12 protein-coding genes are annotated in these 12,201 nt (G+C 56.3%); 5 read left to right on the top strand and 7 right to left on the bottom strand.

The window, feature by feature from the left end; translation table 11 throughout:
- Window positions 1-1,290 precede the first annotated feature (1,290 nt).
- Window positions 1,291-2,649: a CYTH and CHAD domain-containing protein gene (locus tag NF681_02160; GenBank protein UST52743.1), complete on the top strand. Its 1,359-nt coding sequence runs from the start codon at window positions 1,291-1,293 to the stop codon at window positions 2,647-2,649.
- Complete coding sequence (locus NF681_02165; GenBank protein UST52891.1) at window positions 2,577-2,849, top strand: CHAD domain-containing protein; 273 nt, start codon at window positions 2,577-2,579, stop codon at window positions 2,847-2,849. The genes NF681_02160 and NF681_02165 overlap by 73 nt, the downstream gene beginning before the upstream one ends.
- 71 nt (window positions 2,850-2,920) lie before the next feature.
- Here the strand turns inward: NF681_02165 and NF681_02170 are convergent, their stop codons facing one another.
- The 4 genes from NF681_02170 to NF681_02185 all read right to left on the bottom strand — a co-directional run bounded on the left by NF681_02170 (window position 2,921) and on the right by NF681_02185 (window position 7,797).
- The gene (locus NF681_02170) at window positions 2,921-4,594 is read right to left on the bottom strand and encodes a phospholipase D-like domain-containing protein (protein ID UST52744.1); all 1,674 of its coding nucleotides are present in this window, start codon (window positions 4,592-4,594) and stop codon (window positions 2,921-2,923) included.
- 38 nt (window positions 4,595-4,632) lie between these two features.
- Window positions 4,633-5,685 (bottom strand): DUF2278 family protein, encoded by a 1,053-nt coding sequence (locus NF681_02175; protein ID UST52745.1) that lies wholly within the window; start codon window positions 5,683-5,685, stop codon window positions 4,633-4,635.
- Between the two features lie 707 nt (window positions 5,686-6,392).
- Window positions 6,393-6,893, bottom strand: coding sequence for a hypothetical protein (locus tag NF681_02180; protein ID UST52746.1), 501 nt, complete (start codon window positions 6,891-6,893; stop codon window positions 6,393-6,395).
- A gap of 175 nt (window positions 6,894-7,068) precedes the next feature.
- Complete coding sequence (locus tag NF681_02185) at window positions 7,069-7,797, bottom strand: class I SAM-dependent methyltransferase (GenBank protein ID UST52747.1); 729 nt, start codon at window positions 7,795-7,797, stop codon at window positions 7,069-7,071.
- A 306-nt stretch (window positions 7,798-8,103) separates the two neighbouring features.
- Here NF681_02185 and NF681_02190 point away from each other — a divergent pair, with 306 nt between their 5' ends.
- Complete coding sequence (locus NF681_02190; protein ID UST52748.1) at window positions 8,104-9,063, top strand: IS5 family transposase; 960 nt, start codon at window positions 8,104-8,106, stop codon at window positions 9,061-9,063.
- Window positions 9,064-9,549: 486 nt separating this feature from the next.
- Here NF681_02190 and NF681_02195 read toward each other — a convergent pair whose 3' ends face one another.
- A complete protein-coding gene (locus tag NF681_02195) occupies window positions 9,550-9,771 on the bottom strand; it encodes a hypothetical protein (protein UST52749.1) in 222 nt (73 codons plus the stop codon).
- 101 nt (window positions 9,772-9,872) lie between these two features.
- The gene (locus NF681_02200; GenBank protein ID UST52750.1) at window positions 9,873-10,109 is read right to left on the bottom strand and encodes a hypothetical protein; all 237 of its coding nucleotides are present in this window, start codon (window positions 10,107-10,109) and stop codon (window positions 9,873-9,875) included.
- Between the two features lie 233 nt (window positions 10,110-10,342).
- On the opposite strand from NF681_02200, the gene NF681_02205 reads away from it, so the two are divergent.
- The gene (locus NF681_02205; GenBank protein ID UST52751.1) at window positions 10,343-10,939 is read left to right on the top strand and encodes a DUF1045 domain-containing protein; all 597 of its coding nucleotides are present in this window, start codon (window positions 10,343-10,345) and stop codon (window positions 10,937-10,939) included.
- A 136-nt stretch (window positions 10,940-11,075) separates the two neighbouring features.
- Here the strand turns inward: NF681_02205 and NF681_02210 are convergent, their stop codons facing one another.
- Window positions 11,076-11,342: a hypothetical protein gene (locus NF681_02210; protein ID UST52752.1), complete on the bottom strand. Its 267-nt coding sequence runs from the start codon at window positions 11,340-11,342 to the stop codon at window positions 11,076-11,078.
- A gap of 264 nt (window positions 11,343-11,606) precedes the next feature.
- Between NF681_02210 and NF681_02215 the strand changes: the two genes are divergently transcribed.
- The gene (locus tag NF681_02215) at window positions 11,607-11,942 is read left to right on the top strand and encodes a hypothetical protein (GenBank protein ID UST52753.1); all 336 of its coding nucleotides are present in this window, start codon (window positions 11,607-11,609) and stop codon (window positions 11,940-11,942) included.
- Window positions 11,943-12,201: the final 259 nt, after the last annotated feature.

Below are 12,201 nucleotides of genomic sequence, written 5' to 3' on the forward strand. Positions count from 1 at the left end.
CGCGCAGCCTTTGACCCGGAGGACAATAAATCATGTCTGAGACAGCTTCAGCATCCAAGTCAGGCAAGTACCAACACAGAACCCCTAGGTTTGAGTCAACAGGAGGATGTTGACGGCGGTGTATGCCGTCGAGATGCACGCCATGGCCACTATCCTGAACTAGCCTTATGCTGCGCTCATTGGGGGCGAAGGAAATTTGGCCTTCTTGCTGCTTGAACTGCTGCAAGGGCATTGCGAGCTTGTTCAGCATTTTATTTAACTCTAGGTGCTGTTTTGAAAAACGATTTTAGATATCGACTGCCTTGCCAACTCGAGTACTTGAACGACCATGACTTAATAAGACTAGCAGCAGCATGGCGAACTCGAGTCGACGGCGGATGGGTTCAGGCCGAGCCTATTGCATATTTGTTTGAGAAAGAGCAGCGCCGGCGAAAAAACATGTTTTCACTTACGACAAGATCAATTTCCCCAAATGGCCCACTAAAACTGCTCAGTCAGTTTTGGCGCCTGTTGAGGCTCTCAGTCGTGCTAATTTTGACAAATAAGACAGCAGAATATTTTTTCATTCTCTCTTAATAAAATTATATTTAATAATAGATTACATAATCATTATACGTTTTTGGTGCAAATAAAGGCGTTGTTTGTTTCAGCATAAAATTTGATCTAAAAGAAGCCGCTGTTTTTTCTAAACAGGAGTCACATACTCTCCACGCGCCAACCCATGGCATGTGGAAAGTTTTCGAATCTGATCAAAGCTAATGGCTGGTAAGGTGGCGGTACACAAGCCTTCCGGTGTTCTCAAGATGCTCTTGAGCTAAGCAGCGACAGCGTGTCGCACGTTGCTCGTCGGACAGTTCCTACATCACGGTCTGATTGACGCAAGAAAGCTTTGGTTTTCTTCAAAAGGAGACCAGCCATGTCCACACAACGATCGCCCGCATCAGGTGCTGACGAAGCCGCCAAGGCCAGCGACATTGAGCAACTGTCCGGCCACGGAGGCAATCTGCGCGACGCAGGACCAGGCGCCTAAGCACCGATGCGCAGGCCCGTGGTTGGAAGCAGTGCGCACATTCCAGGACGCGAAGAAGTCATCGGCTCCAGTGCCGCCGATCAGACTGCAAGTCCGGGCGCCGACGCCGACCGAGCCGTCGGCCAGTAGCCAGTCGAGACGGATTCTTGGAGCATTTCACATTGAGCAAACATGTGTCTACGCCCGCGTGCTGATTCGACGATTTCAAAGGTATACGTTCATCCAAAGCGTCCCAGCGCTCATGCATGTAAGAGGTTTATATGAGTTCAGAGATCGAGTTCAAGTTTGAGATCCCAGGCGACCGCATCCAAGCGGTCATGGAGAAGTTGGAGGCACTGGATGCCTCGCAGGTTGAGTTGCGTGCTCACTACTTCGACACGCCCGACGCACTGCTCGCCTCGAAGGGCGTCGTCCTGCGCGTGCGCCAGGAAAGCCCTAGGTGGTTCCAGACGGTCAAAGTCAAGACAGATGGACCCTTGGAGCGAGCCGAAGACAACATCGCGCTGGGCTTGTTGGCCGAGGAACCCGCACCCGACATCACACAGTACAAGAACACGCCAATCGGCGACCTCTTGGGCGACCTGAAAGACACCCAGGCTCGCTTGATTCCTATGTTCTCCACTGAGATCACGCGCCGGCGCTGCGTCATCGAGCATGGCCGCAGCCAAATCGAGATCGCCTTGGACGTGGGCCAGATCAACTTGCCCGATCGCTTGGGCGTCGATCCTCAAAGCTCGCCAGTGCGCGAACTTGAAATGGAACTGGTCGAGGGTCGGGTCTCTGACTTAGCGGTGCTTGCCAAGGAGTGGCTTGCTCGTCATCACCTGTCCGTAAGCACGACGTCCAAGGATGCCCGCGGTCGCAGGCTGCTGGCGGGAAATCCGACGGACGTGGCCGTGAAAGCGGCACCGGTTTTTCGCTCCAAGCCAAAGACTCTGCTGCGAGGTGACGAGATTCAACGGCTGGTGGTCTCGGGATGCCTGAACCAGATCTTGCCCAATGCGACCGAGGTCGCCGCGGGCAACTTCGATCGCGACGTGGTGCATCAGCTGCGTGTGGGCATAAGGCGCTTGCGCACGGCCCTGCGCGAGCTAGATGATCTGCACCCCGGACGCCTTGATTCCCGGTGGGAAGCACCCCTCAAGCAAGCGTTTGATGCCTTGGGCAAGCGCCGGGACTGGGAGTTGTTGGCGACCAAGACGCAGCCGGGATTGGAAAAGCACGGAAGTCCCGAAGTGGATCTGGGCGAAAGGCCAGCGGGTGTGGCGCTCGACACGGCCGTGCGTGAACCGGAACTTCAAACTGCTTTGGTGGAACTGCTCGCTTTTTGCTCGTCGGACACTTCAGACGACGAAGATGAGGTTGGAGCGCATGCGAGTGACGCCAACAATGAAACGCAGGAACCGCCGGTCACTGCCAAGGCAGCTCGGAAGATCCTTGCCAAGCGGCTGAACTCACTCCACAAAAAGATGGTGAAGGGGGGGGTGAATCGTTCGAGTCACTCGCCGCCGAAGAGCAACATCGGGTCCGCAAGCAGCTCAAGCGACTGCGTTACCTTGCAGAGTTCGTCGGGCCCGTCTTCGACAGCAAGGCAGCGGTGCGTTACCTCGAACACCTGACGCCGGCCCAGGATGCGCTGGGCGAGTTCAACGACAAGCACGTGGCCCTGGCGACTTACAAACAGAGCACCGCACACGACCCCAAGGCGTGGTTCGCGGTCGGATGGCTGAGCGCCACAGAAGCGGGCGAAGCCAAGGCTTGCAGGAAATCACTTCTGAAAATCGCAGACGCCAAGAAATTTTGGGCCGCAAAGAGCTGAGATTCTTCGACCCAATCTAGAGGAACGCAACGTGGCTGCACGATCCTGCAAGGCCGGTTTGGAAACATGCATCAGACCTTGCCGCGCGCGAAGTAACGGCGTTGCCGGCTCCTGAAGCCATCGCCATAGTGCGCTTGGGCCCAGGTGCAGTCTTCGTTCAATGGGTTGGCCACGAAAGGCCGATTCGCCTTGCGCGCCGACGCGACGGCCTCTCGAAACGCGTAGTGCGAGTATGAGCGCATGAACTCGCCCAGGTAGATGTCGGCCACCTCATCGTCACCCGCAACGATCAGCATGTTCTCGTCGTTCTGTGTGCACGAGGCCAGGCTGAAATTCGCGGAGCCTGAGATGACTAGCGGCCTGACGCCCAGTGGGTCCACCAACATGAACTTGGTGTGGATGAACTGGACGTGCGTGGCCAGTGTGTTGCTGCGTTCGAGCAGAAACTGATCGAGTGCATTGCCGCGCAGGTAGGCACCGATCGACACGCGCGCCGCTTCAGTGGCACGGATGTCCTTCACCGCTGCGGCGATCTTTTCGACCTGCTTCTTGTTGCCGTTGATGCCGTCCATCAGAACGTAGCGCAATCCATCCGATTCGGTCTTGAAGCTCGCTGCCAGCTTGTCGTCAAGGGAAAAGGCCAAGGTGACGAACACGGCTTCAGCGCCATCAGCACTGCCGATGTAGCGGTCCAGGCCATTGCGAAGAGGCTGCGGGCTGAAGACGGTGGTGCAGCCGTCAGGCCATGCTTCGGGAATGGTGAAGCCATTGTCCAGCGCCTTGCGCAGGTCCTTCGCCTCTGGATCGCCCTTCAAGAGCTTCCAATACGCTAGGTACTGCTTGGCAACGTCGGCGTTCCAGACCTCATGTCCGGCGTTGAGCTGACCGAAGAAACCGTTGGGCGACCAGTTGGTTGAGCCAGAGAACACGGCTTTTGGCTGGCCCTGCTTCACCAGGACGACAAACTTGTTGTGTGCGATGTAGCCAGGGTTGCGGGTTCGGCCTACTGCGCCCTCCAGCAGTTCGTTGTCGTCCAGAAAAGCCACGTTTTCATCGCGCTGGAAGGAAAGCTCGGCGGTATCACCGTTGTCCTTCGCGTCGTAGACGATGTTCACGGTGACACCTCGGTCTCGAGCGCGCCTGAGTGCGTCCAACGGCCCGTTGTGCCGGGCTTCATGGATCGCGACGTAGAGCTCGTCACTTCCCTCCGCAGCGTCGATGAACTTGACAAGGGCTTGGAACAAGCCGCGGCTCAACCACTCGTAAGCGCCGCCGTTGGGCACCTCTTCGGGCGGCACGTTCTTGAAGCGGCGGGCGTATTCCTGTGCCGCTACTGCGCCTCGGTTGAAGTGCACCAGGTGGCCTGTGGTAGTGCGCACGATGGTGGTCACACCCACCGTAGCCTCGGCCAGTTCGACCAACCGGTCCAGCTGGCCGCCCAGCGCCAGCACACGGTTAGGTGTACTCGACCCGGGGTCCACCGTGTAGTCCGCCCACAGGAAGGTCTGCACCGGATGCTGGCGCGTCGAGACACGCTGGCCGATGTCCGTGCCCGGGTCGGTCGATCGATAGCGCTTTTGCGCCTCGATCCAATCGGCACGGCCGGTGCGGTGGTTGGTTCGATGCAGCGCAAAGCCTTGCAACTCGCTAGCCCGCTTCTCGGGCCAATCGAGGCCGAACGTCACCACATGGCTTCCGGCCACTGCGTGAACGTGCAAATCTCCGCCGTCGACTTGGACTCGCATGCTGGTTTCTCACTGGCTTTTTGCATGTCAAGACCGCGTCAGAATTTCACCGAAAACCCGGGGTTCGATGCATGGGCCTGGGTGTAGCTGACGCCATCGACCCGCAGCCCTTGCGCGTTTAGGAGCGTGATCAACCCACCCTTGTTCGGCAGCACGACCGGCGGTGCCAAGGTGATGCGCAGGGTGTCCCCAGCGGCGATCGCGCCTTGCAGCGTCATGGCGTTCTTCTCACGGTCCAGCAGCTTCCAGCCGGCCAGATCGATACGCTGTGCCGTCACGTTCAGCAGGGTGACCGTCTCCACCTCAGGCGTCAGGGTGGCATTGACCAGGGCCGAGACAATCCGCACGCCACCGTCAGGTGCCTCCGGCGTCGGCTGTGCACCGGGCGTGAAAGGGTTAGGCGGATCGGCCGGGTCAGACGGGGGACCGCTCACCCCGCCGTCGAGTCGATGGCCTGTGCGGTCGTCGCTGTGCCAGCTCTGCGACTGGAATTTGAGGAAGATGCCAACCCACTGGTTCTGCGACGGGAACTGGAGCAGCAGCGCACCGTCCTGGTACACGCCATCGTCTTGCGTGAAACGGCCGGAATTGGCCTGGTTCATGTGGATGTCGTGCACCCCGTTGCCGGGCAAGAAACCAAAGATCTTGTCCTTCTTGCCAGCCTCCGGCCCCCAGCGCTCGCCGAACGCATAGATGAAGGCATCCTCGTCGGACATCGCACGCTGAATGTAGTGGTCAATCTTTTCGTTCAGGTCGTTGTCGGGACCGGCCACGCTGAAGGGCAGTGGCACCAGCTTGCGCGGATCGAAAAGGTTCGAGCGAATGAAGTCAAGTGCTGGGCCACCGGGCTTGGCAGGCAAGGCATGCCAGCCCGCCGGCAGTTTTTCTAGTTGCGCGAGGAAAGGATGCTGGAATTGCGACTCCACCAAGTACTCGACCTCGGAAGGTGCCATCTGGGACAAGACGTTGACGGCAAGGCGGTAGTCTCCCGCCTCGTCGATGACGTGCACCTGGTAGTGCGGGTTCTGGCCAGAGCCCAACTGCCGGTTGATGGGACGTCCCTTGAGGACACCGTAGTTCTTGAGCGGCATGAGGTTCTCCTGATTGGCGAAGCTCTTCTTGTCCTCCGGAACCATGACGCGCGGATGACGAACGACGTCTGTGACACGACCTCACACTGTGCGTTGTCTAAATAAGAAGTGCCTCCTTTGATTTAAGGAGAGATCGATATCCAAACTAGCAAACACCCGCAATGAAGCATTTCGTCAATAATGACAGAATCCGCTGATTTCAAATTTCAGCTTTCGCCTCGTTTGCTTCATCGATGTAAGCTCGAATCACGCCTCCACGTCTATGCTTTTCAAAATCTCTTTCTGGTGCCAGTCGCAGGCCTCGAAGATTTCAATCGATCCTCTAAATTCGTGTACATTCAGCATGATATCGTTACTAAAATTCCATAAATTCTTATGCTCCACGACAGAAATTTTATTTCTGAAGAATTAGTGTTAACGCAAGTCGAGGATTCTGTCTTTGGGATTCAAAAGATCCATCGGGCAAACGCAACAGGGCATCACCACTGGTCGCGGAATAATAAGAAGATGATCCGTTTTCCGATCCAAAGATCCGACCGCTGGCACCAATGTTGTGAATCACCGAAATGCGTTCGATCAACGTATGCTGAATACCATGCTGATCCACTGCTTCGAGTCGATTGACCTCTCTGGTGGATTTTCGACGCTTAAAATAGTATTTCATTGGAAATGGTATCAAGCTACTAGCAAAATTGAAAAACAAAAGATTATTTGAGCTTTTCATCCTCACGTTTTGCTTCAGCCATCGCCTCGGGCTCCAACTCTTCGGCATATCGGTTGAGTCGCACGAAGAGTCCCCAAGCCGCCAGTAACACGCCCACGGCCGTAAGGGTGGCAGCCGCGTAAAGCAGAAGCTCAGGATGCTCACGTGCTTTGAAAGTCGCAACCAAGGCTTCGACGGCCACCGCCACGACGATGACCACCATGAAGCGTGAGAGAAACCGGCGCACACGCGTGGGCGCGCTGATCTGGGCATTGCGGACCACTTCTTCTTCGGCGATCGTCTGTGAGATCTGCAGTGCCACCACAGCAGCCGCCAGCAGGCCCATGGCTTCGATGATGATCTCGGCCGCCGACGCGTTCAGATCGGCAATGAAGGCTGACCAGGCCACGCGAGCGGCAATCACGATCAGCATGACTGCGGCCATGCCGAACAGCGCTGCGATGACCGCATGGACCCAGGAGTACAAACCGAGCAGACGTTTCATCCGAATGATTGTCGAGACGTGGTGTCGAACGAGATCTTGGCCACTACTGCTTCTTTCTTAGGCATCGGCGCTCAAGCCAAGCTGGACAACGACTTCGATACTCAGCAGGACCGTTATCCACAACGTTGTGCCCTGCATCGGGGGATAACTCGCCACGGTGATTCAACCCGAGCACTCAAGCGAGCTTGTCGCAAAACACGACATAGTGAGAGCACAGGAGGGACCTGAAGGGGTACATGTGGCGTTTGTGCGCCAGCGACATTGGGTTGCGGGTCAGCCGGACGTAGAGGCTCTGCACGGGATGAACGATCAGTGCCAGCGGCAGCAGCAGCCAGTCCTTCCAGCCCGCCGAGACATACTGAAGGCTGCGCACGCGAAATCCTGCCATCTGCAAGATCCTCAGCAGGTTGTAGAGCGGGATGACTTTCCAGGTCGGCGCCTCCAGGTCCACGAACATCTGAAAACGTCGAGTCTTCCCTAGGAAAAGATACATGAGCCGGTCCCTCATCGCCACGACGTTGTCGTTGGTGACGATGAAATGACCGTCGTCATGCAGGTGCGCGTGGCAGGTCTCGAAGAACTGCAGCGTGTTGTCGAACTCCATGACGCCGCTGACAGAAAGGATGCGGTCGAACTTGCGCTCCGGAAAAACCTGGAACGGTCGGCTGGCATCCACCACCGCGAACTCGTCGTCAGCCAACGCGGTCGGCTTGGCTAAGTCGCATCCGCGCAGCTCTGCATCAGGAAAGAAGCTTCGTAAGGACGACATCAGATCCGCGTTGCCGCAAGGGATGTCAAGGATGCGCTTCTCGGACTTGGGACCGTCCTCGTGCATCAGGTGCTGGATGACGGCCCGATGCACACCTGCACAGGTCATGCCCGTTGGAATCGACGCCATTTCCATCGTGCATCCCCAAAGTTTGTGAATACCATCTTCTTACATAGCGGCTGGTTTCACAACCCATGAATCTGCCGACCTTGGCGAGACGAGATTGTTATGTGGCTGACATGAACACGTGCTATGGCGATTCGAAAGCCGGGCCTATGTCGTCATTCGGAAGTCATTACGGTGGCATAGGGTGCCATCGCCATACCTCAATCCCTTGAGCAAGACTGATGAAATTGATGACTTCCGTATTTGTCGTCGTCTTGGTTGCCGTCTAGGGAAGGTCTGCATAACTTGGCGCGCGACGTGCTTGCAATCTGAGCCATGAAGCGAACTGATCTGGGCCTGAACCTGACGACCAAGCGCACCCGCAAGCGGGAATTCCTCGCGCAGATGGAACACGTCGTGCCCTGGGCGGCATGGGTCGAATTGGTGGCGCCTTACGCACCTGAAGGCAAGAGGGGTCGCCCGCCCTTTGCCGTGGAGACGATGCTGCGCATCCACTTCATGCAGCAATGGTTCACCCTCTCGGACCCGGCGATGGAAGAAGCACTGCACGACGTGCCCTTGTTCCGGGAGTTCGCCAGCCTGGGTTGGGACAGCCGCTTGCCTGATGAGAGCACCATCCTTCGATTCCGTCATTTGCTGGAGAAGCACAAGCTGGCCGATCAGATCCTGGCGCTGGTCAACGATTTGTTGAGCGGCCAAGGCTTGCTGCTCAAGGCCGGCACGGTGGTCGATGCCACGCTGATCGCAGCGCCCAGCTCGACCAAGAACAAGGAAGGTCAGCGCGATCCTGAGATGCACCAGAGCAAGAAGGGCAACCAGTGGTTCTTTGGAATGAAGGCCCACATCGGCGTGGACGCCGACTCGGGCCTGGTGCATACGGTGCGCGGCACCGCGGGCAACGTCAACGACGTGATCGAGGCCAACAGCCTGCTGCACACAGGCGAGAGCGTCGTGTTCGCCGACGCGGGCTACCAAGGCGCAGCAAAACGGCCTGACGCCAGAGCGGGCGTGCGCTGGCGCATCGCCATGCGCCCGGGCCAGCGGCGGGCGCTGGACAAGAACGACGAGATCGACGCCCTGATCGACCAGATCGAGAAGCTCAAGGCGAGCGTGCGGGCCAAGGTCGAGCATCCGTTTAGGGTCATCAAGCGCCAATTCGGCCACGTGAAGGTGCGCTACCGAGGGCTGAAAAAGAACATTGCGCACCTGGTTACGCTGTTCGCGCTGTCGAATCTGTGGATGGTGCGCGGCAAATTGCTGACTGCCCAGACATGAGTGCGTCTGATGCACAGCCAAGACTGCCTGCGTCGTATGCAAAGTCCTCAGGCTGACCTTGCAAAGCGGTTCATCGAGCGCTGAAACGATGACCTGTCAACGTTTGCCATATCAATCGCCCCGGATGCAGCTCTGACATCGCTTTGTTCAGACCATCCCTAGGTCAGTGCATATGAATATTAGCATTTGGCTGAAGCCACAGTTTCTCCAAATATCCAAAGCGAGAATTTGCGAGCATCTAGTAGTTGAGATTTTCTTAGCGCTGCTTCTTCCGAGTCAGTGCCGGTTAGCAAAAGCGCGCACAGCCATTGTCTCTCGGCCATGACAACCTCCTGCTCGGCATGTCCCCAGGCTTGGAAAAGAACATTGAATGAAGACAACGAAACATTTCTTGTCGTGCAGTTCGATATGAGTGCGTAGCTGACCCAGATTGCATGCTCGACAAATACTGGATCAGATCTTACGCAACGACAGTGTTTTTAGTCGTCAGTTCGGCATCATCGTCGCACAATCTATGTCCCGCTTTGCCGTCATGTCGTTGCGGCGCATGTTTTGCGTTCCGATCATGGCGCTTTGTTGACGGCACTGCTCCCGGGTCGACGCCGAAGAACTGCTTGAATTGGAAGAACCACTGGGCATCATTGAACAACCGGCAACGAAAAAACTCGTTGCTGCGACAAACAAAGATGTTGAAAGCAAGCGCTTCATAGAAATCTCCTCAATGATTGATAAAACTTAAAGCAAATAAGGACTGTTATTTTTAGTCCGACACTTTGCACCTGGCTTCGAAAAGCAACGATGGCAGGTCTTTATTGCGCTGCTTCGCGGTCGGCGTCTGCACCGGGACTGGCGCTTTGGTCCGCCACGCCCGACGGAAGCACCACTTCGCTGCCTGGAATGTGGCCGCTGCTGCCGATCACGGGTTTGGGTAATGGATCCCCTGCACGGCCATCGCGCAAGTTGCCTCCATGACCCGTTTCCTGCTCGATATCGCTTGCTTGAGCGACGTCTTCTCGCACCGGCGTTGATGCCTGCTTGATCGTCATGATTGACTCCAATCGTGATTGAAAGCTGAAGCGTTCGTCTAATTACCTAAGTTCTATGTAGGAGCGCACCGCACAACCTTCGTTGAGCCAAGCGCTCTCAACGTTCTATGCAGTCAAAATCGCCTGTTTGATATTTCCGTCCTAACGGAAAGACGTTTCAAAATTATGAAAACTCAGGAGTTTGTTATCCTCTAGTCACAGTCAAGGACGAAATGTTCTCGAATGCACGACGCATGAATCCGAATAATGAGACGGCGCATCAGAATGCGCGTTTTGCTGTGCGTTTTTCCCCTGCCATTGGCAGTCCTTGGTGGGATTTCGGCAGCCGCTGGTTGGGCCAATGCGCGTTCACCGGGGAAACTTTCGTACAGCACGTCATCGAGCACTTGCCCAACGCGCTGCATGAGCGTCTGACGGCGGGTCCACGGCGTCATGGCTGGCATGCCACCCTAAAAGCGCCATTCGAGTTGGCGCGTGGCATCAACACAGCCATCCTGGAGCATGGCGTCGACGCGATCGCCCTGATGTGGCACCCGACCGTAATCCCATCGTTTCGCGTTGAAATCTTCAAGGACATTCTGGCCCTTGTGCCGGCGACACCCTGTGCAGCCGTGGATGCGATCGCCGGTGCCTGCGTCACAGGCTTGCATCCTTACAGCGCGCCCTTGCCTCCTGAAAACCTTCGTCGGTGCCGCGCCTCAGGATTGACAGCCAGGGAAGATGCCTTGCTGCTACGCTGGCGCCACCCTTTTGTCCTGGATCAGTTTTGTTTTCACCTGCCGCTGACAAGCTCACTGCGGGGGTCACGCCCCTTCAGGTCAAGGCACTGATAGACGCTGCCCAACATGCCGTTGAGGATCTGCCTGCTTGTGTTTTTGACGCAATAAGTCTCTTCAAAGAACCTGCACCAGGAGAGAACTTTATTTTCTTGTCCAGATTTGAACTGTCATCCAATCTGGATGTAATTTAGCCAGCTTTTTCGCTTGACGGAAGATCGCGCACTTGCAAAGCCATGTCGAACAATTTGGCCTTGCCCGCATAGTAGCGATCCAGGCGCCACTCCTTCAAAACAGCAATGGCAAGATCGAAAGACTCGATGTCGAGTTCATACAAACGGGCAATATTCAGATTGCCTTCGGATTCGACGGCCAAGACCAAGTCCGAAAGTATTTTTGCGTTGTTGCTCGATGGGTGTTTCGAGATTAGTCGACGTGCTGATTTGATTGCGTGCATGAGATTGCCTTGGGTACAGTGAAAAGCTTGCCGAATTGCGTGCACGGGTAGGTGCATGCAGCCATGGAGCATCATGCCGGGTAGTAATTCCGTTTGCTTTTCACATCATCAGCGAGCGCGTTGCGATGCGAAGTGAGTGAGAAGACGGCGACTCAGATCAATATGCTCTGAGGCTGACCGATCACAGAATGGGTGTAATCAAGGATCAGCAGTCTCACTGCTGGCATGGACGTCACAAGAACGTCTCAATGCAGGTGTTCAATGATGACCAAGCCGACAAAACTGGCACGCACCTTGCACCATCGTTTGGAAGCAGCGGGGTGTCAACCGATGTCCACCGTAGACCTTCTTGACTGCAACTTGCAGAGCGTGATGACTTCTCTCTTCTCTTCCCTCCAAAAACAGGCCATGCGCCACTCCTTTTTCTATCTTCAGCGCCAAGTTGAAGTCAACGTCATGGAGAACGGCGGCACATGGCGCTGGGCGTTCATCATCGATGGATCCAGTCCTTCTGTGACCGACAAAGGACTGACGGACACGGCCGTCCAGGGCCTGCAGGCCGCCTGTCAGGCAGCGCGAACGGTCCTTGCACAGTCCTGATCCAAGCAGTGCAAAACCATGTTTAAAGGCATGTTCAGCATCCGAGTCAGGGCAACACCGGCTCAGGACCACTATGCCTGGGTCATCATGAAGTGGTTGACAGCGGTCGATGCCATTGAGATCGATGCATCACCTGCCATTTTTGATCGACCTTCGGAGGCCTTGATAGCGGGCGAAGCAAGGCTGCTTGCATTGCGGCACTAGGATTGGCGAAGTCCGGTTGAGGAACACCTCTGTCCTCATGCTTGGAAGCTGGGCT

This window comes from Comamonadaceae bacterium OTU4NAUVB1, assembly GCA_024372625.1.
Lineage (GTDB): Bacteria > Pseudomonadota > Gammaproteobacteria > Burkholderiales > Burkholderiaceae_C > Variovorax.